The sequence below is a fragment of the Streptomyces sp. NBC_00631 genome (genome assembly GCF_045206895.1).
In the GTDB taxonomy this organism is placed as follows: domain Bacteria; phylum Actinomycetota; class Actinomycetes; order Streptomycetales; family Streptomycetaceae; genus Streptomyces.
The window spans coordinates 7,848,813-7,872,930 of the sequence record NZ_CP107734.1; the positions used below are offsets into that span (position 1 = coordinate 7,848,813).

Annotated in this window: 14 protein-coding genes; 10 read left to right on the forward strand and 4 right to left on the reverse strand. The window is 71.1% G+C overall.

Annotated elements, in window-relative coordinates:
- Positions 1 to 14: 14 nt before the first annotated feature.
- The gene (locus OHB00_RS36170) at positions 15 to 2,426 is read left to right on the forward strand and encodes an Orn/Lys/Arg decarboxylase N-terminal domain-containing protein (protein ID WP_406441163.1); all 2,412 of its coding nucleotides are present in this window, start codon (positions 15 to 17) and stop codon (positions 2,424 to 2,426) included.
- A gap of 101 nt (positions 2,427 to 2,527) precedes the next feature.
- On the opposite strand, the gene OHB00_RS36175 is transcribed toward OHB00_RS36170, so the two are convergent.
- Positions 2,528 to 5,368: a glycoside hydrolase family 3 C-terminal domain-containing protein gene (locus tag OHB00_RS36175; RefSeq protein WP_406441165.1), complete on the reverse strand. Its 2,841-nt coding sequence runs from the start codon at positions 5,366 to 5,368 to the stop codon at positions 2,528 to 2,530.
- Positions 5,369 to 5,722: 354 nt separating this feature from the next.
- Between OHB00_RS36175 and OHB00_RS36180 the strand changes: the two genes are divergently transcribed.
- From OHB00_RS36180 to OHB00_RS36210, 7 genes are all read left to right on the forward strand, one after another.
- The gene (locus tag OHB00_RS36180) at positions 5,723 to 7,411 is read left to right on the forward strand and encodes an extracellular solute-binding protein (protein ID WP_406441167.1); all 1,689 of its coding nucleotides are present in this window, start codon (positions 5,723 to 5,725) and stop codon (positions 7,409 to 7,411) included.
- A gap of 27 nt (positions 7,412 to 7,438) precedes the next feature.
- Positions 7,439 to 8,479, forward strand: a complete 1,041-nt coding sequence (locus OHB00_RS36185) for an ABC transporter permease (protein WP_406441168.1) — start codon at positions 7,439 to 7,441, stop codon at positions 8,477 to 8,479.
- Positions 8,476 to 9,420 (forward strand): carbohydrate ABC transporter permease, encoded by a 945-nt coding sequence (locus OHB00_RS36190; RefSeq protein WP_406441170.1) that lies wholly within the window; start codon positions 8,476 to 8,478, stop codon positions 9,418 to 9,420. The genes OHB00_RS36185 and OHB00_RS36190 overlap by 4 nt, the downstream gene beginning before the upstream one ends.
- Before the next feature lie 238 nt (positions 9,421 to 9,658).
- A complete protein-coding gene (locus OHB00_RS36195) occupies positions 9,659 to 11,848 on the forward strand; it encodes a 1,4-beta-glucanase (protein WP_406441172.1) in 2,190 nt (729 codons plus the stop codon).
- Positions 11,845 to 13,830: a beta-galactosidase gene (locus OHB00_RS36200; RefSeq protein WP_406441174.1), complete on the forward strand. Its 1,986-nt coding sequence runs from the start codon at positions 11,845 to 11,847 to the stop codon at positions 13,828 to 13,830. The genes OHB00_RS36195 and OHB00_RS36200 overlap by 4 nt, the downstream gene beginning before the upstream one ends.
- On the forward strand, positions 13,827 to 16,031 hold the full coding sequence (locus OHB00_RS36205) for a glycosyl hydrolase family 95 catalytic domain-containing protein (protein WP_406441176.1): 2,205 nt from the start codon (positions 13,827 to 13,829) through the stop codon (positions 16,029 to 16,031). The genes OHB00_RS36200 and OHB00_RS36205 overlap by 4 nt, the downstream gene beginning before the upstream one ends.
- Before the next feature lie 35 nt (positions 16,032 to 16,066).
- Complete coding sequence (locus OHB00_RS36210; RefSeq protein ID WP_406441178.1) at positions 16,067 to 16,780, forward strand: glycoside hydrolase family 12 protein; 714 nt, start codon at positions 16,067 to 16,069, stop codon at positions 16,778 to 16,780.
- 47 nt (positions 16,781 to 16,827) lie between these two features.
- Here OHB00_RS36210 and OHB00_RS36215 read toward each other — a convergent pair whose 3' ends face one another.
- The 3 genes from OHB00_RS36215 to OHB00_RS36225 all read right to left on the reverse strand — a co-directional run bounded on the left by OHB00_RS36215 (position 16,828) and on the right by OHB00_RS36225 (position 21,281).
- On the reverse strand, positions 16,828 to 18,009 hold the full coding sequence (locus OHB00_RS36215) for a sulfotransferase family protein (protein ID WP_406441180.1): 1,182 nt from the start codon (positions 18,007 to 18,009) through the stop codon (positions 16,828 to 16,830).
- 132 nt (positions 18,010 to 18,141) lie between these two features.
- On the reverse strand, positions 18,142 to 20,202 hold the full coding sequence (locus OHB00_RS36220) for a TIM-barrel domain-containing protein (protein ID WP_406441181.1): 2,061 nt from the start codon (positions 20,200 to 20,202) through the stop codon (positions 18,142 to 18,144).
- 65 nt (positions 20,203 to 20,267) lie between these two features.
- A complete protein-coding gene (locus tag OHB00_RS36225; protein WP_406441183.1) occupies positions 20,268 to 21,281 on the reverse strand; it encodes a LacI family DNA-binding transcriptional regulator in 1,014 nt (337 codons plus the stop codon).
- A 230-nt stretch (positions 21,282 to 21,511) separates the two neighbouring features.
- Between OHB00_RS36225 and OHB00_RS36230 the strand changes: the two genes are divergently transcribed.
- Positions 21,512 to 22,102, forward strand: coding sequence for a hypothetical protein (locus OHB00_RS36230; RefSeq protein ID WP_406441185.1), 591 nt, complete (start codon positions 21,512 to 21,514; stop codon positions 22,100 to 22,102).
- Positions 22,103 to 22,145: 43 nt separating this feature from the next.
- A complete protein-coding gene (locus OHB00_RS36235; protein ID WP_406441187.1) occupies positions 22,146 to 24,080 on the forward strand; it encodes an acyl-CoA dehydrogenase family protein in 1,935 nt (644 codons plus the stop codon).
- Positions 24,081 to 24,118 lie beyond the last annotated feature (38 nt).

Sequence of the window (24,118 nt, forward strand, 5' to 3'; positions counted from 1 at the left end):
AGGCGGGGGAGCGCATGGCCGACAGCAGGATCCTGGTCGCGGTACCGGAACACCCTCGGGGCGAGGGCGCCGGGCCCCAGCAGTTACGGATGATCCGGGACGCGATCGAGGCGGGCGGCTTCGAAGTCCGGTGGGCGGTCACCGCCCAGGACGCGGACGCGGTACTGCGCACCGAGGCCGGTCTGGCCGCCGCGCTGCTGGCCTGGGACCTTCCCGGGGCCTTCGGTGACGGGCCCGGCGCCGCGCTCGCCGCGCCGGCCGGCACACTCGCCCGGCCGGGCCGCACCCTCGACGGGACTCCGGGCGGCGGCGCCGTGCTGCGCCGGATCGGCCGCCGTTTCAGGGACCTGCCGGTCTTCCTGGTGATGACCGGCGAGGGCCTGGGGGACCTGCCGCTGTGGGTGTCCGAGTCGGTCGTGGGCTACGTCTGGCCGCTGGAGGACACCCCGGGCTTCATCGCGGGCCGCATCACCGCCGCCGCCCGCGCCTACCGGGAATCCGTGCTGCCACCGTTCTTCCGGGCACTGCGCCGCTTCGACGACGCCCACGAGTACTCCTGGCACACCCCGGCCCACTCCGGCGGTGTCGCCTTCCTCAAGTCACCGGCGGGGCGCGCCTTCCACGACTACTTCGGGGAGCGGCTGCTGCGCAGCGACCTGTCGATCTCGGTCGAGGAACTGGGCTCGCTGTTCGAGCACACCGGCCCGATCGGCGAGGCGGAGCGCAACGCGGCCCGTGTGTTCGGCTCCGACCTCACCTACTTCGTGCTGCACGGCGACTCGACGTGCAATCGCCTGGTAGGCCATTTCAGCGTCACCCGCGACGAGATCGCGCTGGTGGACCGCAACTGCCACAAGTCCGTACTGCACGGCCTGGTCGTCTCGGGTGCCCGGCCGGTCTACCTGGTCCCCACCCGTAACGGCTACGGCCTGGCGGGACCGCTGCCCCCGGCCGAGATCGCCGCGGACGCGGTGGCGGCCCGGATCGCCGCGCACCCGCTCACCGAGGGCGCGGTGTCCCCGCACCCGCAGTACGCGGTGTTCACCAACTCCACCTACGACGGCCTGAGTTACGACGCCGTGGCCACCGCTCGCGCGTTCGCCGCCAGTACGCCCCGGGTGCACTTCGACGAGGCGTGGTTCGCGTACGCTCGCTTCCACCCCCTCTACGCCGGCCGTTTCGGCATGTCGGTGGACGAGGAGACCTTCCCCGGCCCGGACCGCCCGACGGTGTTCGCCACCCAGTCCACCCACAAGCTGCTGGCGGCGTTGTCGCAGAGCGCGATGGTGCACGTGCGGCCCGCGCCGCGGGCGCCGGTGGAGCATGACCGGTTCAACGAGGCGCTGATGATGCACGGCACCACCTCGCCCCTCTACCCGATGATCGCCTCGCTCGACGTGGCGACGGCGATGATGGACGGCCCCCAGGGCGAGTGGCTGATCGACGAGGCGGTGACCGAGGCGATCCGCTTCCGTCAGGAGACGGTGCGCCTGCGACGGCGGATCGAGAGCGCCGGGGACCGCCCGCCGTGGTTCTTCGGGGTGTGGCAGCCGGACACGGTCACCGACCCGGCGACCGGTGACCGGCTGCCGTTCGAGGAAGCCCCGCCGGAGCTGCTGCGCACCGACCAGTCCTGCTGGCTGCTGGAGCCCGGCGCCGGCTGGCACGGCTTCCCCGGGCTGACCGAGGGCCACTGCATGCTGGACCCCGTCAAGGTCACGCTGACCTGTCCGGGGATCAGCGCCACCGGCGAGATGGCCGAGGAGGGCATCCCGGCCCGGGTGCTCACCGCCTATCTGGCCACCCGGAAGATCGTCGTGGAGAAGACCGACAGCTACACCGCGCTGATCTTGTTCTCCATGGGCATCACCAAGGGCAAGTGGGGCACCCTGCTGGACGCCCTGACGGATTTCAAGGCTCTCCACGACGCCGACGCCCCACTGGAGCGGGTCCTGCCGGAGGCCGTCGCCGCCCACCCCCGCCGCTACGCGGGCCTGACCCTGCGCGGGCTGTGCCAGGAAATGCACCGGCAACTGCGCTCCGCGCGCCTGGTGGAGCTTCTGGACACGGCCTTCCAGCAGCTCCCGCAGCCCGTGGCGCCACCTCAGCACTGTTACCAGCGGCTGGTGCGGGGTGGCACCGAGCGGGTCCGGATCTCGCAGGCGGCGGGTCGGGTGGCCGCCGCCATGGTGACGGTCACCCCGCCCGGCATCCCGGTCCTGATGCCGGGCGAGTCGATCGGCGCCCCCGACGGCCCGCTGCTGCGCTATCTCACGGCCCTGGAGTCCTTCGACCGCCGTTTCCCCGGCTTCCGCAGCGAGACCCACGGCGTGACCATCGACGAGGACACCGGCGACTACCTGATCGAGTGCCTGTGCCAGGGCGCGGAGTCACGCCCGGGGCACTCGCCCGGGCATGTCGGCTAGCCCGGCCGTTCTCCGGCTGATGGGAAGCATTTTCGGGTAGGGGCCCGGCACCGATGCCTTCCGGTGCCGGGCCCCTACCCCGTGCCGGCCGCTCCGGACCCTCAACCGGAGAAGCCGACGTGCGCGAGCCGCAGTGGGCCGCGCAGTCTGATGTGGACGTCATGGACGCCCTCGGCGGCGATGCCGGCGGTGAGCGAGGTGTACGTGTACGGATCCGGCGTCGGCTCCGCGAGCGTCAGCACCGCCGGGGACGGGCCGCCGTCGAGGGAGAGTTCCAGCGTGCCCGACCCCGACACCCGCACGGCCGCCTCCGTGACCCCCGCGCCGAAGTCGCAGTTCCGGTAGACGAGTTCGCCTGGGCCGTCGCCCTCGGGAGTGACCGCGTCGCCCTCCGTCCTCGTGCGGTCCACGATCGCGATGCCCGACTGCTCGTCGAAGCCGGCCGCCGCCAGGCCCTGTTCGGCGGCGGGCCGGGGCAGCGCCGGCTCGCCGTCCAGGGCCACGGTCCCACGCAGCCGGACGTCCTCGCTGGACGCGCCGACCAGCACGTCGTAGGGGCCGGGCTCCAGGCGCCATCCGCCCCGCGCCACATCCCAGAACCCGAAGGCGGAGAGCGGGACTTCGAAGGTCAGACCGGTCCGCTCGCCGGGCCGCAGCGTGAGCCGGCGATGGGCGAGGAGTTCGCGGCGCGGGCGTACCGAGGACGGTTCGAGGGCCCGGGTGTAGAGCTGCGCCACCTCGTCCGCCGGAACATCGCCGGTGTTGGCGACCGTGCAGGAGACGCGGAGCGTCCCGTCCGCCACCTCGGTCACCAGGTCCGCGTAGGAGAAGGACGCGTAGGACAGGCCGTGGCCGAACGGGAAGAGCGGGGTGCCCTCGAAGTAGAGGTACGTCTGGCGGGCGCCCAGCACGTCGTAGTCGAGCAGGCCGGGCAGGTCGGCGTCGGAGGCGTACCAGGTCTGCGGGAGGCGGCCCGCCGGTGAGACGTCGCCGGCCAGCACCCGGGCGAGGGCGGTGCCGGCCGCCTGCCCGCCATGGGCCGTCCAGAGCACGGCGGGCAGCCGGGCCGCGTCCACCGCGTACGGGTACGACGACACCAGCGCCAGCACCGTGTCCGGGTTGGCGGCCCGGGCGGCACGCAGCAGGCGCTCCTGGTGCGGGGGCAGGGCCAGGGTCGTACGGTCCTCGGTCTCGCGGCCGTTGATGTGCGGGTCGTTGCCCGCGACCACGAGGACCACGTCGGCCGCGGCGGCCACCCTGGTCACGGCGTCCTCACCCCGCTCGGCGATGATCAGTTCGAAGATCGAAGCGTTTTCATCGGCAACCTTCACGCCGTCGGCGGCGACCGAGACGTGGCGACCCGTGCCGAGGTGCCTGAGGAGGTGACCGTTCTCGTGGGGTTCCAGGCGGAATGTCTCCTGGACGACCCAGCCGCCGGGCTGGTCCGCGGCGGCGCGGACGAAGCCGTCCTCGGCGACGGAGAGATAGCGGCCGTCCGGGGCGCGCAGCGTCAGCACCCCCTCGCCCCAGTCGACGAGGGCCAGTTCGGTGCCGGTGGTGCCGGTGGTCAGCGGGGGCAGGTCGGTGCGGCCCGCGAGCAGTGCCGGGTCCAGGGCGCCTGCCGCGCCGCGTACCTCGTCGGTGGCCTCGGGGGCGGTCGGCACCCGCACGAAGGTGCCGTCCGCGAGCTTCAGCCGGACCCGGTCCACACCCTCCGCGAACTCCACCCGCTCCGCGCCGAACCGCTCGTACAGGCCTTCCAGCGGGGTGGAGCGGTGGATCAGGGTGCCGCTGTACCAGTCGAGCTTGCACTCGTCGGCGAGCAGGCCGACCACGGCGATCCGGGCGTCGGGTGCGAGCGGCAGCAGGTCACCGTCGTTCTTGAGCAGGACCACCGCCTGCTCGGCCGCCTCCTGGGCGAGCGCACGGTGGGCCGGGGTGTCGAACTCGGCGGTGTCCGGCTGCGGGCCGCCGTGCGGGTCGAACTCGCCGAGGCGGAAGCGGACCGAGAGCTGGCGGCGCACGGCAGTGTCGACGTCGGCCTCGGTCAGCAGGCCCCGGGCCAGCGCGCCCTGGATCCGGGCGACGATGATCGAACTGTCCGTGCCGTGGTCGGTGAAGCTGTCGACCCCGGCGAGCAGGGCGGCCGCCGTGGCCTCCTCGTGCGTTTCGAAGTAGTGCTCGTGATCCACCAGATTGCTGGGCGCGCCGGCGTCCGAGCAGACCAGCAGCTCCTCGTCGGTCCAGGTGCGCAACTGCTCGCGCAGGTACGGGGAGACGTGGTTGGGGCGGCCGTTGACCAGGTTGTACGCGGGCATCACCCCGGCCACCGCGCCCGCTTCCACCGTCTCCCGGAAGGCGCGCAGGTCGTACTCGTGCAGCACCCGCGGGCGGACCGAGGAGGAGGAAGTGGCCCGGTCCGTCTCGTTGTTGTGGGCCAGCCAGTGCTTGAGCACGGGTGCCGTGCGCCAGTACACCGGGTGGTCGCCGCGCAGGCCGTGGGTGTAGGCGGTGGCGATGGCGGAGGTGAGCTTCGGGTCCTCGGAGTAGCCCTCCTCGTTGCGGCCCCACAGGGGGTGGCGCAGCAGGTTCACCGTCGGCGCCCAGACGTTGAGGCCGACGCGGTCGTCACGGGCGCGCATCGCCCGGACCTCGTGGGACACGGCCTCTCCGACGCGTCGCACCAGATCGGTGTTCCAGGTCGCGCCGAGCCCCACCGCCTGCGGGAACACCGTCGCCGGACCCATCCAGGCCACCCCGTGCAGGGCCTCCTGACCGGTGCGGAAGGCGGCGACGCCCAGCCGCTCGACGGGCGGCGCGAACTGGTGCAGGAAGGAGACCTTCTCGTCCAGGGTGAGCCGCGCCAGCAGATCGTCGATGCGCTTCGCGAACGGCAGGTGCGGATCGCGGAAAGGTGGCGCGGGCGGCGTTTTTGCGGTCACGTGCGGTTCCCCTTGCGATGGAGCGGCGAGGCCCTTTCGAAGCGCTTCGATGCTCATTCGACGCGGGGCCGGGTGTCAAGAGAGACTCAGCGATATTTCAAGGGGCGCATACGAAGAGGTCATCAGCCATACCTCGGAGGAATCTTGGAAGCCACCCTTGTGCACCCCCGGGTGTTCACTTAACCTCGCAGCAACATCGAAGCGCTTCGACTAGTCGAACAGCCGACCATCCGGTTCCTCCCAGGGACGCATGACGTGGGTCGGAGGACCGCTTCAGCTCAGCCAGTTCCACTCAAGACACCGCAGCCGACGGCCACCGCCGGGTGTCCTGGTGCGCCATGAAGGGTTGACGCAATGACGCCGAACGCCGCTTCCGCCCCCTCCGGGCCGAGTCGGAGAAGTTTCCTCGCCTCCACGGCAGTCGCCACCGCAGCGGTGGCGGGCGGGATGCCGCTGCTCGCCGCCTGCGGGGCGTCGGACAGCGGTTCGGGAGGGGGCTCCTCGTCGGGCAAGGACGCGAAGAAGCTGCTGCCGGCCTACGTCGCCAACAACGTGGTGACCCCGGACATCCCGTCGAAGAACGGCTCGTCGATCGGCTTCACCAGCAAGCTCGACCTGGCGACCCTGAAGACCTCGGTCCCCAAGAAGCTGGGCAAGGGCGGCAAGGTCACCATCATGTCGCCGTTCTGGGGCTCCCCGCCCAAGCAGGACAACCCGTACTACAACACGATGAACGACATGATCGGCGTCGACGTCGAGTGGCAGAACCAGGACGGCAACACCTACGACCAGAAGCTCGGCGCGGTCCTCGCCTCCAGCGACGTCCCGGACGTCGTGGTCATCCCGAACTGGAACATGGGCGGCAAGATACCCACCGCCATCATCAGCAAGTTCGCCGACCTCGGCCCGTACCTGTCGGGCGACAAGGTCAAGGACTACCCGAACCTCGCCGCCATCCCGACCGACGCCTGGCGGCGCTGCATCTTCGGCGGCAAGCTGCGCGGACTGCCGATGCCGGCCTCGTACGTCACCAACATCGTGCCCCTCTACCGCAAGGACATCTTCGACAAGGAGGGCTACGAGGTCCCGCGCTCGGCCGCCGAGTTCCTCTCCCTGGCCAAGGAGATCACCAACGCCAAGGCCAAGCGCTGGGCCTGCATGGACATGAAGTGGACCGCCTGGCAGATGTTCAGCGTCCTGTCCGGCAGCGAGAAGCCGCTCGGCTGGAACCTCGTGGACGGCAAGCTGATCAACCGCATCGAGACCGACGAGTACCTCGAAGCGCTGGAGTGGGCCCGCAAGCTCTTCGCGGCCGGGGTGGTGCACCCCGACGCCATGCTGGGCAAGAACGCCCCCGACCCGGGCCCCAAGTTCGCCGCCGGCGAGTTCCTGATCTACCCCAACGACATCAGCCAGTGGTGGAGCCGCACCGCCGAACAGGCCACCAAGAACCCGGACTTCAAGATCTGGGGCATGGACGTCTACGGCCACGACGGCGGGAACCCGCAGGTCTGGGCCGAACAGCCGGCCGGCATCTTCGCCTTCGTCAACAAGAAGGCCTCCGAGTCCGTGATCCACGACGTGCTGGCCGTCGCCAACGTCACCGCCGCGCCGTACGGCACCAAGGAGTACATGGCCACCAACTACGGCGTCGAGGGCACCCACTACACCGTCAAGGACGGCGTGCCCACCAAGACCACCCGGGGCAACAACGAGGTCATCAACGCCTACGTCATGGTCGCGAGCCCCGCCTCCACCATCGCCCACCCCGACTTCCCCGACGTCGCCAAGGCCCAGGTGGAGTGGCAGCAGCGGATGGGCTCCTTCACCAGGAAGTCCAGCTTCTTCGGCCAGATGATCACCGAGCCGACCCGCTACACCAACCTCATGGACAACTTCGAGACCCTCGAAGACGACATCACCCGCGGCCGCAAGAAGATCAGCGACATGCAGCAGGCCGTCGCGGACTGGAAGAGCAAGGGCGGCGACAAGCTGCGCGACTGGTACCAGAAGCTGCTCGACGACAACGGTTCGGCGAGCTGACCGGGCACTGACGCAAGGAGAACGGCCGTGTCCCACAGCACGGTGCCTCGCAGCAGGGCCGAGGCAGACGACGACGGTACACAGGGAACTCCGGTGGCGTCCGGCGGCGCCACCGGAACGGGGAGGACGACGAAGACCGGGAAGCTCGGCCTGCGCGTCAGATTCAGACGCGACCGCACCCTGATCCTGATGACCCTGCCGGCGGTCCTGCTGCTCCTGGTCTTCAACTACCTGCCGATCCTCGGCAACATCGTCGCCTTCCAGGACTACGACCCGTACGTCAGCGACAACGGCATCGTCTCCATGCTGCACAGTGCGTGGGTGGGCGTCGAGAACTTCCAGCAGATCTTCGCCGACTCCGCCTTCTGGAACGCGGTGAAGAACACCCTGGTGCTGTTCTTCCTGCAACTCGTGCTGTTCTTCCCGATCCCGATCGCCCTCGCGCTGCTCATCAACAGCGTGGTCCGGCCCCGCGTACGGGCGATCGCCCAGGCGGTCCTGTACCTGCCGCACTTCTTCTCGTGGGTGCTGGTCATCTCCGTCTTCCAGCAGATCTTCGGCGGCGCGGGTGTGCTGTCGCAGTTGCTGCGGCAGCACGGCTACGACGGCCTCGACATCATGACCGACCCGTCGACCTTCAAGTTCCTGGTCACGGCGGAGGGCATCTGGAAGGACGCGGGCTGGGGGATCATCGTCTTCCTGGCGGCGCTGGCGTCCGTGAGCCCGGACCTCTACGAGGCCGCCGCCATGGACGGTGCGGGCCGCTGGCGCCGCATCTGGCACGTCACGCTCCCCGCCCTGCGCCCGGTCATCGCACTGCTGCTGGTCCTGCGGGTGGGCGACGCGCTGACGGTCGGCTTCGAACAGATCCTCCTCCAGCGCGACGCCGTCGGACCGGGAGCCTCGGAAGTCCTCGACACCTTCGTCTGGTGGAACGGCGTCCGCAACCAGGACTTCGGCTACGCGGCCGCCGCAGGGCTCATCAAGGGCGTGGTCAGCCTCGGACTGGTCCTCGCCGCGAACAAGGTGGCCCATCTCATGGGCGAGCAGGGGGTGTACAAGAAATGACCGCCGTCATCGACAAACCGCCCACAGGGGAGCGGCCGCCGTCCCGGTGGGCCGCGCCGCCCCGCCCCGTGTGGGAGGAGGAACCGAGCAGGGCCGGCGCCGCCGGCAAGGGCCTGGTGCTGACGCTGGCCTGCCTCGGCGTCCTCTTCCCGCTCTGGATCGTGGTCGTCACCAGCCTGTCCTCCGGCCGGACCATCGACGAGGCGGGCGGGCTGGTGATGGTCCCCAAGGGCATCACCTTCGTCGCCTACCGGGAACTCCTCAGCGGCGGCCAGGTCACCCGGGCCACGGTCATCTCCATCCTGATCACCCTCGTCGGCACGCTGTTCTCGATGACCGTGTCGGTCCTGTGCGCGTACGGACTCTCCCGCATCGGGTCGCTCGGCCACCGCTGGTTCCTGCTGCTGCTCATGGCGACGATGTTCTTCAGCGCCGGCCTGATCCCGACCTACCTGCTGGTCCAGTCCCTGGGCCTCACCGACAGCTATCTCGCCCTGATCCTCCCCAGCGCGGTGAGCGTCTTCAACATCCTCGTCCTGCGCGGTTTCTTCATGGGCATCTCGCAGGAACTGATCGACAGCGCCCGCATCGACGGCGCCGGCGACTTCCGGATCCTGTGGCAGATCGTCATGCCGCTGTCCCGGGCGGTCCTCGCGGTCATCACCCTCTTCTACGCGGTCGGGTACTGGAGCGCCTGGTTCAACGCGTCCCTGTACCTCAACGACCAGAACAAGATGCCCCTGCAGAACGTCATGATCCAACTGGTCCAGAAGCAGCAGGCCCCGGTGGGGCTGGCGCAGGCGATCAAGACGGGCGAACTGTCGGGGCTCGCCGTGCAGATGGCGGTGATGGTGATGGCCCTGCTGCCGGTGGCGGTCCTGTCCCCGTTCGTCCAGAAGCACTTCAAGAAGGGCATGTTGACCGGAGCCGTGAAGGGCTGACGGCCGCCTTCTGAAAGGGGTGGCGGGGAGCGTCGGCGACTGCGGGTGTGTCGTGGCTGCTCGCGCAGTTCCCCGCGCCCTCACGGGGCTTCTCGGCTGCGGGCAGTCGTGCCGCTGGGGCGGCACGGGTGGGCGCTGGGGGTCCCCCCTCTGGGGGAGGCACCCTGCCAGCGCCGGTCAGCGACCCCCCGCCCCCACCCCGGACCACCCACCAACCCACGCTCACCGAAGGTTCCCCATGCCCACCCTGAGCCGCAGAACCGTCCTCGCCGGCACCGCAGCGACCGCCGCCCTCACCGCCCTCCCCATCCCCACCGCCCACGCGGCCGAGCCCCAGCCGCAGGCGTACCGCTGGCGCAACGCGGTGATCGGCGGCACCGGATTCGTCACCGGTGTCCTCTTCCACCCCACCACCCCCGGCCTCGCCTACGCCCGCACCGACATCGGCGGCGCCTACCGCTGGGACGCCCCCACCGCCCGCTGGACCCCCCTCACCGACCACCTTGGCTGGGACGACTGGAACCTCCTCGGGGTGGAGGCCCTCGCCGTCGACCCCGCCCACCCGGACCGGCTCTACCTCGCCCTCGGTACCTATGCCCAGTCCTGGGCCGGCAACGGCGCGGTCCTGCGCTCCGAGGACCGCGGCGCCACCTGGACCCGTACCGACCTCACCGTCAAGCTCGGCGCCAACGAGGACGGCCGGGGCATGGGCGAGCGCCTCCTCGTCGACCCGCGGGACAGCGACACCCTGTGGCTGGGCACCCGCCACGACGGGCTCCTCAAGTCGACGGACAGGGGCGCCACCTGGGCGGCGGCAGCCGGCTTCCCGGCGACCCCCTCCGCCTCCGGCCAGGGCGTCAGCCTGCTCGTCGCGGCCGGCCGTGCCCTCTACGCCGGCTGGGCGGACGGGGACGGCGGCGCGAGTGCCGTCGGCCTGTACCGCACCACCGACGGGACCACCTGGGAGGCCGTCCCCGGCCAACCGACCGGCACCGCCGCCAAGATCCCGGTCCGCGCCGCCTACGACCGCCACGCCCGCGAGCTCTACGTGACGTACGCCGACGCCCCCGGTCCCAACGGCCAGTCGGACGGCAGCGTGCACAAGCTCGCCACCGGCACGGACAGGTGGACGGAGGTCACGCCCGTCCCACCCGGCGGCGGCGACACCTTCGGCTACGGCGGGGTCGCCGTCGACGCCCGCCGGCCCGGTACCGTCGTCGTCTCGACGAACAACCGGTGGACGGCCGTGGACACCCTCTACCGGACCACCGACGGCGGCCGGAGCTGGACCTCCCTCAAGGACTCCGCCGTCTTCGACGTGTCGGAGACCCCCTTCCTCAAGTGGGGCGGCGACCAGCCGAAGTTCGGGTGGTGGATACAGGCCGTCGCCGTCGACCCGTACGACTCGAAGCACGTCGTCTACGGCACCGGCGCCACCCTCTACGGCACCCGTGACCTCGTCCACTGGGCCCCGCGGATCCGCGGCCTGGAGGAGACGTCGGTGCTTCGGCTGGTGTCGCCCCCGGTCGGGGAGGCGCACCTGCTGAGCGGCTCGGGGGACATCGGAGTCCTCTACCACGAGCGGCTCACCGCGTCTCCGTCCCGCGGGATGGCCACGAACCCCGTGTTCGGGTCGGCGACAGGGCTCGCACAGGCCGCGGGCAGGCCGGCGTACGTGGTCCGCACCGGCTGGGGCGACAACGGCAACGGCGCCTTCTCGAACGACGGGGGCCGGACCTGGGCGCCCTTCACTGCCCAGCCCTCCCTCGCCCACGACGCACCGGGGCCGATCGCCACCAACGCCGACGGCAGCGTGCTGCTGTGGTCCTTCGTGCACTGGGACGGGACCAAGTACCCCGCCCACCGGTCGGACGACAACGGCGCCACCTGGACCGAGATCTCCTCCTTCCCGAAGGGCGCCACGCCGGTCGCCGACCCGGCCGACCCGACGCTCTTCTACGCGTACGACACCGACACAGGAACGCTACTGGCCAGCACTGACAGTGGTCGTTCGTTCACGGTGCGTGCCACCGGTCTGCCCTCCGGTGACAGTCAGTTCCAGCTGGTCGCGGCGCCCGGCCGGTCCGGTGACCTGTGGCTGAGCGTGAAGTGGAACGGCCTGTACCGATCCACTGACGGGGGTGCCGCTTTCACCAAGGTCACGAGCTGCTGGGCCGCGTACACCCTGGGCTTCGGCAAGGCGGCGCCCGGCGCCGGCTACCCGGCGATCTACCTGGTCGGCTCCACCGAGTCGATCACCGCCGTCCACCGTTCCGACGACGAGGCCGGGTCCTGGACCCGGATCAACGACGACCGCCACCAGTGGGGCTGGATCGGGCAGGCCGTCACCGGTGACCCGCGCGTGTACGGCAGGGTCTACCTGGCCACCAACGGGCGCGGCATCCAGTACGGGGACCCCGTCCGATGACCGCCGGTCAGAAGCCGCCGGGGCTCTCCGACGCCACCCGCGGCCGGATCCTCTTCGGTGGCGACTACAACCCCGAGCAGTGGCCCGAGGAGACCTGGCAGGAGGACGTCCGGCTGATGAGGGCCGCCGGCGTGAACTCCGTGACCATGGGTGTCTTCTCCTGGGCGCGGCTCGAACCGCAGCCGGGGGAGCGGGACTTCGGCTGGCTGGACCGGCTCATGGACCTGATGCACGAGAACGGCATCGGTGTCGTCCTGGCCACTCCGACCTCCTCCCCGCCGCCGTGGCTGGGGCGGCTGCACCCCGACACGCTGCCCCAAGACGCCGACGGCCGTACCGAGTGGTGGGGCGGCCGCCAGCACTTCTCGCACTCCAGCGCCACCTACCGCCGTCATGCCACCGCCATCACCGAGGACCTCGCCGCCCGCTACGCCGGCCACCCCGCCCTCACCGTGTGGCACATCAACAACGAGTACTGCACCTTCGACTACGGCGACGAGGCCGCCGCCGCCTTCCGCCGCTGGCTGCGCGAGCGCTACGGCACCCTCGACGCCCTCAACTCCGCCTGGGGCACGGCGTTCTGGAGCCAGGGATACGACACCTGGGACGGCATCCTGCCGCCGCGTCACGCCCACTACCTGAAGAACCCCACACAGGTGCTGGACTTCCGCCGCTTCACCTCCGACATGCTCCTGGAGTGCTACACGGCCGAACGGGACATCGTCGCCCGGCACACCCCGCACATCCCGGTGACCACCAACTTCATGCCCCTGTGGATCGGCCAGGACGCCTGGCGGTGGGCGGCCGAGGAGGACGTCGTCTCCGTCGACCTCTACCCCGACCCGCGGAATCCCCTCGGCCCGCAGCACGGCGCGCTCGTCCACGACCTCACCCGTTCCCAGGCGCACGGCCCCTGGATGCTCATGGAGCAGGCCGCCGGGCCGGTCAACTGGCGAGGGGTGAACCACCCCAAGCCCCGCGGCCTCAACCGCCAGTGGTCCCTCCAGGCCGTGGCCCGGGGCGCGGACGCCGTCTGCTACTTCCAGTGGCGGCAGTCGAGGCAGGGCGCGGAGAAGTTCCACTCCGGGATGGTCAGCCACGCGGGCGAGCAGGGCCGCACGTACCAGGAGGTCAAGCAGCTCGGCTCCGAACTGGCCGCGATCGGTGCCGAGGTGACAGGTCGTCACGTCAGTGCGGACATCGCGATCCTCCACGACTGGCACTCCTGGTGGGCCGGTGCCCACGAAGGCCGGCTCTCCACCGAGGTGGACCTCCCCGACGTCCTGCACGCCTGGCACCGGGCCCTGTGGGAGTCGAACCTCACCACCGACTTCGCCCACCCCGAACACGACCTGTCCTCCTACAAGCTGGTCGTCGTTCCGCAGCTCTACCTCCTCACCGACGCCGCGATCGACAACCTCCTCGCCTGCGTCCGCGGCGGCTCCACCCTGGTCAGCGGCTTCCTGACCGGCATCGCCGACGAGGACGACCGGATCCGCCCCGGCGGCATGGACGCACGGCTGCGCGAGCTGTTCGGCATCCGAACCCTGCACGAGTGGTGGCCGCTGGACGCGGGGGAGACCGTCGCGTGCCGGGGGTTCCGGGGCACCCTGTGGTCGGAGGAGATCGAGGCCGCGCCCGGCGTCTCGGAGACGGTGGCGTACGACGGCGGCGAACTCGACGGGCTGCCGGCCGTGCTGCGCAACGGACACGCCTGGTACGTGTCCACGCTGCCCGAACCGGAGGCATTGCGGGCACTGCTCGGCAGGATCGCCGCCGGGGCGGGGATCAGGCCGGTGCTGGACGGGCTGCCGGCGGGCGTCGAGGCGATCCGGCGGGGCGAGCTGCTGTTCCTGTTCAACCACGGGCGTGATCAGGTAAAGGTGCGGGTCATGGGAACACATCGTGATTTGCTGACCGGTTCGAGCGCCACGGACGAGATCGTCCTCGGCCGCCACGGAGCGGCGGTGCTCAAGCCGTGACCGCCACCGGCCCCGTCCACGGCACCTGGGAGCCCGCGCCCGCCACCCGCTGGGAGGACGCCTTCCTGAGCGGCAACGGCCATCACGGCGTCCTGGTGTACGGCGACCCGAACGACGACCGTGTCATCGTCACCCAGCACACCCTCGTCCGCCCGAACGGCGGCGAACACGCCCGCCCGCCCCGCCTGGCGGCCCGACTCGCCGACGTGCAGAACAGGTTGCTCGCCGGGCAGTCGGACGCCGCCGAGAGCTTCACCGACGGCCGTCCGCTCCAGTGGGTCCAGCCCTTCCACCCCGCCTTCCAGATCAGGCTGCGCAGGCCGCCCGGCCCGACCGACGGCTACCGCCGCTCCGTCGACTTCACCACCGGCGAGGTCACCGCCACCGCCGCCGACTGGACCAGCAGGGTCTTCGTCTCCCGCGCGGACGACGTGATCGTCCAGCAGGTCACCAGCACCGCCGGCCTCGCCCTCGACATCGCCCTCGACCACCGGCTCCCCGGCGCCCCGCCCGGACTGGCCGTCGGCCACGGCGCGCTGCGCACCCCCGAGGGCGCCCTGCTCAGCCTCCGCGCCCGCTACCCGGACAGCGACCGCGCCTACACCGGCGTCACACTGATCGCCGTCACCGGCGGCACCACCGGACTCGTCCCGCCCGGCGTCCGCGTCACCGGCGCCGAGTCCGTCCTCCTCCTCACCCGGGTCCGCCGCCACACCGGCGAACTCGACGTGACCGCCGAGGCACGCGACCTGGGCGACCTGCTCGCCGAGCAGCAGTCGTACGACGCGCTGCTCGCCCCCCACCTCGCCTCGCACCGCACCGCCTACACCCGCGTCACCCTCGACCTGGCCGCCGCCCCGGCCGCCCGCGCCCTCCCCGGCTCCCAGCTGCTCAGGCAGCCCACCGAAGCGGCCCTCCTGGAGCGGCTCTTCGCCGCCGGCCGCTACCACCTGCTCTCCGCCTCCGGCCTCAACCCGCCCCGCCTCACCGGACTGTGGACCGGTGAGTGGCACACCGCCTGGTCCGGCGCCTTCACCAACGACGCCAACGTCAACCTCCAGACCGCCTCGGCCGCGGCCACCGCCCTGCCCGAGGTCACCGAGGCCTGCGCCGCACTGGTCCAGCGTCAGCTCGGCGACTGGCGCGAGAACGCCCGCGCCGTCTTCGGCGCCCGGGGTGCGGTCGCGCCCGCGCACAGCGACGGTGAGTCCGGACTGACCTACCACTTCAGCCGCGAGTACCCGCTGCACCTGTGGACGGCCGGCGCGGACTGGCTGCTCAAGCCGCTCGTCGACCACGACGAGAGCCGCGGCGCGCGCGATCCACGCACGGCCGCCGCGCTGGCCGAAGTCGCCCGGTTCTACGAGGACTTCCTCACCCGGACCGACACCGACGGCCACCTCGTCGTCGTGCCCTCCTACTCGCCCGAGAACCGGCCCGCGAACGCGAGCTGGGGCGCGGTCAACGCGGCGATGGACCTCTCCGCCGCCCGGCACGCCCTGCGCACCGCGGCCGACTACCATCCCGGCCCCGACGCCGACCGCTGGCGCGCCCTCGCCGACCGGCTGCCCCCGCACCGCACCAACGCCGACGGCGCGCTCGCCGAGTGGGCCTGGCCCGGCCTCGACGACACCTACGACCACCGCCACCTCAGCCACCTCTACGGCGTCTGGCCGCTCGACGAGATCACCCCGTACGACACCCCGGAGCTGGCGGCCGCCGCCCACCGCGCGCTCGAACTGCGTGGCGCCGAGAACGACTCGGCCCACGGCCACCTCCACCACGCGCTCATCGCGGCCCGCCTGCGGGACGGCGAGCGGGTCGCCGCCGCCCTCGCCCAGGTCCTGGACGGCGACTTCTTCCACGCCTCCCTGATGAGCGCCCACTACCCGCACCGCGACGTCTACAACGCCGACGCCGCGCACACCCTGCCCGCCGTGATCGTCGAAGCCCTCGTCCAGTCGACCCCGGACCGCCTGGTCCTGCTGCCGGCGCCCCCGACAGCCCTGAGGACAGGGCGGCTGCGCGGCATCCGCACCCGCTTCGGAGCCGAACTCGACCTCGACTGGACCCCCGACGGCGCGCGGGCCGTCCTCAAGCCGCACCGGACGCTCCGCGTCGCCCTGTGGACTTCCTCCGGCAGCCGGCCGCTCGACCTCGCCGCCGGAGAAGACCACGTCCTCACCCTGGGGACGTGGTAGCCACCGCACCTCCCCCCACCCATGGAAGGGACACCATGGCAACACGTACGCTCGCCAGGGTCGCCAAGGCCCTGATAGCCCCCGCGCTCGCCCTCGGCGCCACCGTCGGTCTCGCCTCCGCCCCCGCCTCCGCCGCGGTCTGGAGCTCCTGCGACCAGTGGGGCAACACCACGCTGAACGGCTACACCCTCTACAACAACATCTGGGGTTCCGGCGCCGGCAGCCAGTGCATCTGGGCCAACTCCGGTACCAACTGGGGGGTCTGGGCCAACCACCCCGACACCGGCGGCATCAAGTCCTACCCCAACGCCAAGGCGGTGATCAGCAAGCCGATCACCTCGCTCTCCTCGCTCACCTCCAGCTACAACGTCACGGTCCCGTCGTCCGGCGCGTACAACACGTCGTACGACATCTGGGACACCGGCTACAAGTACGAGATCATGCTCTGGATGAACCACACCGGTGCCGTCGGCCCGCTCGGCACCTCGCAGGGCACGCTGACCCTGGGCGGCCACACCTGGACCGTATACAAGGGCAACAACGGCTCGAACGACGTCTTCTCGTTCGTGCGTACCTCGAACTCGTCCTCCGGGACCGTCAACGTCCTGCCGATCCTGAAGTGGATCAAGGACACCAAGGGCTGGTTCGGGAACGTCACCATCGGCGACTTCCAGTTCGGCTTCGAGATCACGTCCTCGTCCGGCGGGCTGGACTTCACCGTCAACAGCGAGAGCGTCAGCAGCAGCTGAGCGGCAGGGCCGGTCCCGCGTGCGGTGCGGGGCCGGCCCCTTCGCGGTCATGCCCGGTCGACCTCGGCGCGCAGCGCGTTGTAGTCCGCGAAGGCCGTCTCGACGTCCGCGCGGGTCAGGCCGTAGCGGGCCAGGTCGTAGCTGTGGGCGCGGGTCCCCCTGGGGCGGGCGGTGACGGCCGGGAGGCGGGCCGCGTCGGCCTCCGTCCAGCGGGCGCCGACGGCCGCGTAGAGCTTCGGGGCGCCCGCGGCCGGGTCCGCGCCCAGCCAGGAGTACGGCACGTCGACGAGGGACGCGCGGGGGATGCCGGCGCGGGCCGCGAGGCCGCGGCCGGCCGAGCGGGCCAGCAGCTCCAGCCAGGTGGCGCCGATCCAGCGCAGGTCGAGGGGGCGGGTGTTCACCGCCATGCCGTGCTCCACCAGGCTGCAGAACGAGGCCACGGCGGTGGCCGGATCCCGGTGCGTCCACACGATGACGGCGTCCGGGAAGACCGCGCGCAGCGCGTCCAGGTTCTCCAGGTGCAGCGGTGACTTCAGCACCCAGCGGCGGCGCGGGCGGCCGTACTGGAGCACCTGGTAGATCTGCTTGAGGTAGCGGTAGTCGGCGCCGAAGTCATGGCTCTCGTGCCAGGACAGGTACTCGGGGATCACCGCCTGGGAGAGCGGCATCACCGTGTGCGGCAGCGCGAAGGTGCACTCCTCGGGGCCCTCGGGGCGCAGGTTGTGGATGTGCCGGAACCCCGGCGAGAAGAGGTTGATGCCGCCGACCAGGCGACGGGCGGTCGTGATCGCCTTCGCCCGTTCCGCCGGCGCGAGGTCGAGGTCGGGGGTGAGCAACTCCCAGAGCAGCGGGCAGCGGTGGTCCGCGGAGAGGGAGAGGATGCCGTGGGTGAGCGTGGTCGCGGTGCGCGGCAGGCCCACCACGAACACCGGCCGCTCGACGGGCTCCCGCTCGATCTCGGGGTGCTCGGCGAGCAGCCGGCGGATCCGGGCCCGGTTGCCGAGATGCCGGCCGACGTGCCCGCGCGCGGACAGCCAGCCGACCGGAGTGAGATGCTCGGCCTCCGCCCAACATCGCAGAAGGTGACGGAAGTCGTCGGTGAACCGCTCGTCGCCCTCCGCCGGCCCGGCCGCGCCGAGCAGCCGGTCGAAGGCCCGGTCAGCGGTGCGGCGGCCGCGGAAGCCGGGTCTGAGGAGCAGGTTGGCGATCGTGAGAGGGAACGGGTCCATGGGCACGGCAGCGGAACCCTTCGTGGGGGGACAGCGGAGGGGATACTGCCTACCCCCTCCAACCACCCGCCCGCACGGCCGAGTTGAGACATTTACCGGCCGGTAACCCAGGGGCGTCGCAATCCGGCCGCGCTACTCCTCCGCAGCCACCGGCAGCCTCGCGTCGTCCCGCAGGAACAGCGGAATGCGATCCAGCGGGGCGTCCACCGTCACCGCCGTTCCGCCCTCGTACGACTGACCCGTCCACGCGTCCGTCCAGCGGGCGCCCGCCGGCAGGTACGTCGTCCGGGCCGTCGCACCCGCGGTGAGCACCGGCGCCACCAGGAGGTCACGGCCGAAGAGGTAGGCGTCGTCGACCGCCCAGGACGCCTGGTCCTGGGGGAACTCCAGGAACAGCGGCCGCAGCACCGGCAGGCCCTCCTCGTGGGCCTCCCGCATGACATCGAGGACGTACGGCTTCAGGCGCTCGCGCAGCCGCAGGTACTTCTCCAGGATCGCGCCGGCCTCCGGGCCGTACGACCACACCTCGTTCGGGCCACCGGTCATGTCCGGGCCCAGCGGCATGCCCGGGTCGCGGAATCCGTGCAGGCGCATCAGCGGGGAGAGCGCCCCGAACTGGAACCAGCGGACCATCACCTCGCGGTACGCCGGGTCGTCCGGGTCACCGCCGTGGAAGCCGCCGATGTCGGTGTTCCACCAGGGGATGCCGGACAGGGCCGTGTTGAGACCGGCCGCGATCTGGTGGCGCAGGGTCGTGAAGTCGGTGCCGATGTCACCGGACCACAGCGCGGCCCCGTAGCGCTGACTGCCCGCCCACGCCGAGCGGTTGAGGGTGACGACCTCCTCGCCCTCGGCCCGCAGCCCCTCGTGGAAGGTCCTGGAGTTCTCGGCGGGGTAACTGTTGCCGACCTCAAGGCCCGGGCCCGTCCAGTAGCGCAGGTTCTCCTGGAAGCCCGGCTTCAGCTCTGGCTCGCAGGCGTCCAGCCAGAAGGCCGTGATGCCGTACGGGTCCAGGTAGTTCTCCTTGACCTTGGACCACACGAACTCGCGGGCGTCCGGGTTGGTGGCGTCGTAGAACCCCACCTGGACGGTCGACGCCACCTCCTTGTCCGGCCAGTCGGCGTGCGCCGTCGGGCCGTACTGGGTGCCGATGAAGTAGCCGCGCTGCTCCATCACCGGATGGTTCTCGCTCAGCGGGGACACCGACGGCCAGACGCTCACCACCAGCTTGATGCCCAGCTCGTCCAGTTCGCGGACCATCGCGGCCGGGTCCGGCCACTCCTTGGGGTCGAACTTCCACTCGCCCAGGTGGGTCCAGTGGAAGAAGTCGCAGACGATCGCCGAGATGGGCAGGCCGCGGCGCTTGTACTCCCGGGCCACGGCGAGGAGTTCGTCCTGGGTGCGGTAGCGCAGCTTGCACTGCCAGAAGCCCGCCGCCCACTCCGGCAGCATCGGCGAACGGCCGCTCACCGCGCTGTAGTTGCGCTGTCCGTCGGCCGGGTCGCCGACCGTGATCCAGTAGTCGAGCTGGCGGGCCGAGTCGGCCACCCAGCGGGTGCCGTTGCCTGCCAGCTCGACGCGGCCGATCGCAGGGTTGTTCCAGAGCAGCGTGTAGCCGCGGCTGGAGACCAGTACCGGGATCGAGACCTCGGCGTTGCGCTGGACCAGGTCCACGACCAGGCCCTTCTGGTCCAGGCGCCCGTGCTGGTGCTGGCCCAGGCCGAACAGCTTCTCGCCCTCGTAGGCGGCGAACCGCTGCTCCAGGCGGTGGTAGCCGTTGCCGACCGCGGTGTACAGGCGCGGTCCGGGCCACCAGAAATGGGCGCGCTCCTCGGCCAGCACCTCCGAGCGGTCGTCGGTGCGCAGGAACCGGACCAGGCCCTCGGCGGACACCTCGACGGTGACGGCTCCCACCGTCAACTGGGCTTCTCCGTCACCGATCTTGACCGTCGACGCGGTGGCCGGGCGCTCGTCGAGCAGGGCGCCCGGCAGACCGTCGAGGACGGGCCCGCCGAGCCTGGCCCGCACCCGGACCGCGTCCGGACCCCACGGCTCGATCCGCAGCGTCTCCTGACGGCCGCTCCACTCCAGGGCGCCGTCCCGCTCGCGGAACGTGCCGACGGTGGGGGAGGACTGTGCGAGGCTGACCTTGGGCCCGCTCTGCGCGGACTGGATTTCGGCAGGCTGATTCATGTCACGTGCTCCTGGAGGAGTGCAGACAGAGGGGTGCCCGGCAAGGGCGGGGCACTGCAATGGGGTCAGGACCCGGCCGGCGCCGGTCCCGTGCTCGCCCGTACCGTCAACTCGGGTGCGATCAGCACGACTTCGTCGCTTCCCCGGCCGTCCAGCTTGGCGACCAGGTGCTCCACGGCGTACCGGCCCATCTCTTGTGCCGGGATGGCGACCGAGGTGAGCCGCACCGAGGCCTGGACGGCGACCTGGTCCGGGCAGACGGCGACCACGGACACGTCCTCGGGCACGGCCCGGCCCTGCTGGCGCAGCAGCGCGAGCAGCGGCTCCACCGCGGACTCGTTCTGGACGACGAAGCCCGTGGTGCCCGGGCGTTCGTCGAAGATCCGGGCCAGCGTGACGGTCATCGCGTCGTACCCGCCCTCGCACGGCCGGTGCAGCACCCGAAGGCCCAGCTCCCGGGCCCGGGACCGGAGTCCGTCCAGGGTGCGCTCGGCGAAGCCGGTGTGCCGTTCGTAGACGGCCGGGGCCTCGCCGATGACAGCGATGTCGTGGTGACCGAGCTTCGCGAGATGCTCCACGCACAGCGCGCCGGTCGCCCCGAAGTCGAGATCGACGCAGGTCAGTCCCGAGGTGGCGGCGGGCAGGCCGATGAGCACGGAGGGCTGGTCGGTCTGCCGCAGCAGCGGCAGCCGCTCGTCCTCCAGCTCCACGTCCATCAGGATCATGGCGTCGGCCAGCCCGCTGCCGGTGACCCGGCGTACCGCGTCCGGGCCCTCCTCGCCGGTGAGCAGCAGGACGTCGTAGCCGTGCAGGCGGGCCGTGGTGGCCACCGCGATCGCGATCTCCATCATCACCGGCACGTACATGTCGGTACGGAGCGGGATCATCAGCGCGATGATGTTCGACCGGCTGCTGGCCAGGGCGCGGGCGCCCGCGTTCGGGTGGTAGCCCAGCTCCCGGATGCTCTGCTCGACCCGCTGCCGGGTGGTGGTGGAGATGGACCGCTTGCCGCTGAGGACATAGCTCACCGTGCTCGCCGAGACTCCGGCGTGCTGGGCGACCTCGGCGAGGGTGACCATCCAGCTCTCCAAGCTTTGTGAAGCGCTTCGACAGTGCGCATTGCTGACAGGGGCGAGTGAGGGTGGTTCGACAGTAGCTTCAGTGCGGGTAGGTGTCCATAGGCTGTCGAAGCGCTTCGACAGCGAATTGATGAGGCGCCCTCGGTAACCTTTCGGAGGGGCGGCGGCCACAAAGAGGTCGTACGGCCGTCTGACGGGTCGTACCCCGAACCGTCCCCCGGAAGGACCCCTTGACGCAACACCGCAGACCGCGCCTGTCCCGGACGGCGAAGACGCTGCTGGCCGCCTCGGTCGCGCTCGCCGCCGCCGCGGGTGTCACCGTGGCGCAGGCCGGCGAGTCGAGCAGGAAGTGCACCGCCTTCGACACCATCGCGCTCGGCAAGTATTACCTGAACGACAACCTCTGGGGTCAGGACAAGGGCACCGGTACCCAGTGCGTCTGGGACAACTCGCGGTCGGCCTCCACCATCTCCTGGGGAACGTCGCACACCTGGGCGAACAACAACAAGGGCAGCGACTCGGACGTCAAGTCGTACGCCAGTACGGTCCTCGGCTGGCACTGGGGCTGGAAGCCGGACAAGGCGTCCACCGGACTGCCGATCCGGGTCGGCGACGGCAAGATGCAACGACAAGTACCTCTCCGGCATCGAGTCCGGCGCCGAGGTGTTCAGGGGTTCGGGCCGGCTGGACACCACGTCGTACTCCGTCGACATCGGCTGACAGGCGCTTCGGAACCGCCGGACCGTCAGCCGATCGGACCGCGAGGGCTGGTAGGGGCGGCCCGTTTCGGGTACCAACGATCCAGTAGCACTGGTCGGTAACGAACAGTCCTCAACAACCCCTTTTGTGGCGAGGTGAGCCTTAATGTCCGCCCCCACCACCAAGAAACCCACCGTCACCGAGCGGGAGGCCCGCCAGGTGGCGGAGGCCGCCCGGGAACAGGACTGGCGCAAGCCCAGCTTCGCCAAGGAACTGTTCCTCGGGCGCCTCCGGCTCGACCTCATCCACCCGCATCCGCTCCCGGCGGACGACGACGTGCAGCGCGGCGAGGAGTTCCTGGCGCGGCTGCGCGAGTTCTGCGAGACGAAGATCGACTCGGCGCTCATCGAGCGCGAGGCGCGTATCCCGGACGAGGTGATCGCCGGCCTCAAGGAGCTCGGCGCCCTCGGCATGAAGATCGACACCAAGTACGGCGGCCTCGGCCTCACCCAGGTCTACTACAACCGGGCCCTCTCCCTGGTCGGCTCCGCGAACCCGGCGGTCGGCGCGCTGCTCTCCGCCCACCAGTCCATCGGCGTGCCGCAGCCGCTGAAGATCTTCGGCACCCAGGAGCAGAAGGACGCCTTCCTGCCGCGCTGCGCCCGCACCGACATCTCGGCGTTCCTGCTCACCGAGCCGGACGTCGGCTCGGACCCGGCGCGCCTGGCCACCACCGCCGTACCGGACGGGGACGACTACGTCCTCGACGGCGTGAAGCTGTGGACCACCAACGGCGTGGTCGCCGACCTCCTGGTCGTCATGGCCCGCGTGCCGAAGACCGAGGACGGCAAGGGCGGCATCACGGCCTTCGTCGTCGAGGCGGACTCGCCGGGCATCACCGTGGAGAACCGCAACGCGTTCATGGGCCTGCGCGGCATCGAGAACGGCGTCACCCGCTTCCACCAGGTCCGGGTACCGGCCGCCAACCGCATCGGCGCCGAGGGCGCGGGCCTGAAGATCGCCCTCACCACGCTCAACACCGGGCGGCTCTCGCTGCCCGCGATGTGCGTCGGCGCCGGCAAGTGGTGCCTGAAGATCGCCCGCGAGTGGTCGGCGGCGCGTGAGCAGTGGGGCAAGCCGGTCGCGCTGCACGAGGCGGTCGGCTCCAAGATCAGCTTCATCGCGGCCACCACCTTCGCCCTGGAGGCGGTCGTCGACCTGTCCTCCCAGATGGCCGACGAGAACCGCAACGACATCCGCATCGAGGCCGCCCTCGCCAAGCTCTACGGCTCCGAGATGGCCTGCCTGATGGCCGACGAGCTGGTCCAGATCCGCGGCGGCCGCGGCTTCGAGACGGCGGCGTCACTGCAGGCGCGCGGCGAACGCGCCGTCCCCGCCGAGCAGCTCCTGCGGGACCTGCGCATCAACCGCATCTTCGAGGGCTCCACGGAGATCATGCACCTGCTGATCGCCCGCGAGGCCGTCGACGCCCACCTCTCGGTCGCCGGTGACCTCATCGACCCCGACAAGTCCCTCCAGGACAAGGCGAGGGCGGGCGCGAACGCGGGCGTCTTCTACGCCAAGTGGCTGCCCAGGCTGGTCGCGGGACCGGGCCAGCTTCCCACGTCGTACGGCGACTTCAGGCACGGCGTGGACCTCGCCCCGCACCTGCGCTACGTGGAGCGGCACGCCCGCAAGCTGGCCCGCTCCACCTTCTACGCCATGTCCCGCTGGCAGGGCCGGATGGAGACCAAGCAGGGCTTCCTGGGCCGGGTCGTGGACATCGGCGCCGAGCTGTTCGCGATGAGCGCGGCCTGCGTGCGCGCCGAACTGCTGCGCCGCCAGGGCGACCACGGCCGCGAGGCCTACCTGCTCGCCGACGCGTTCTGCCGGCAGGCCCGCATCCGCGTCGACGAGCTGTTCACCCGCCTGTGGTCGAACACCGACGACCTGGACCGCAAGGTCGTCAAGGGAGTGCTCGGCGGTTCCTTCGAATGGCTGGAGCGCGGGATCGTCGACCCGTCGGGCGACGGCCCGTGGATCGCCGACGCGACCCCCGGGCCCTCGCAGCGGGACAACGTCCGGCGCCCCTTCGCGTGACGCCGCTTCGCACGGCGGAGCCGCTTCGCACACTTCAG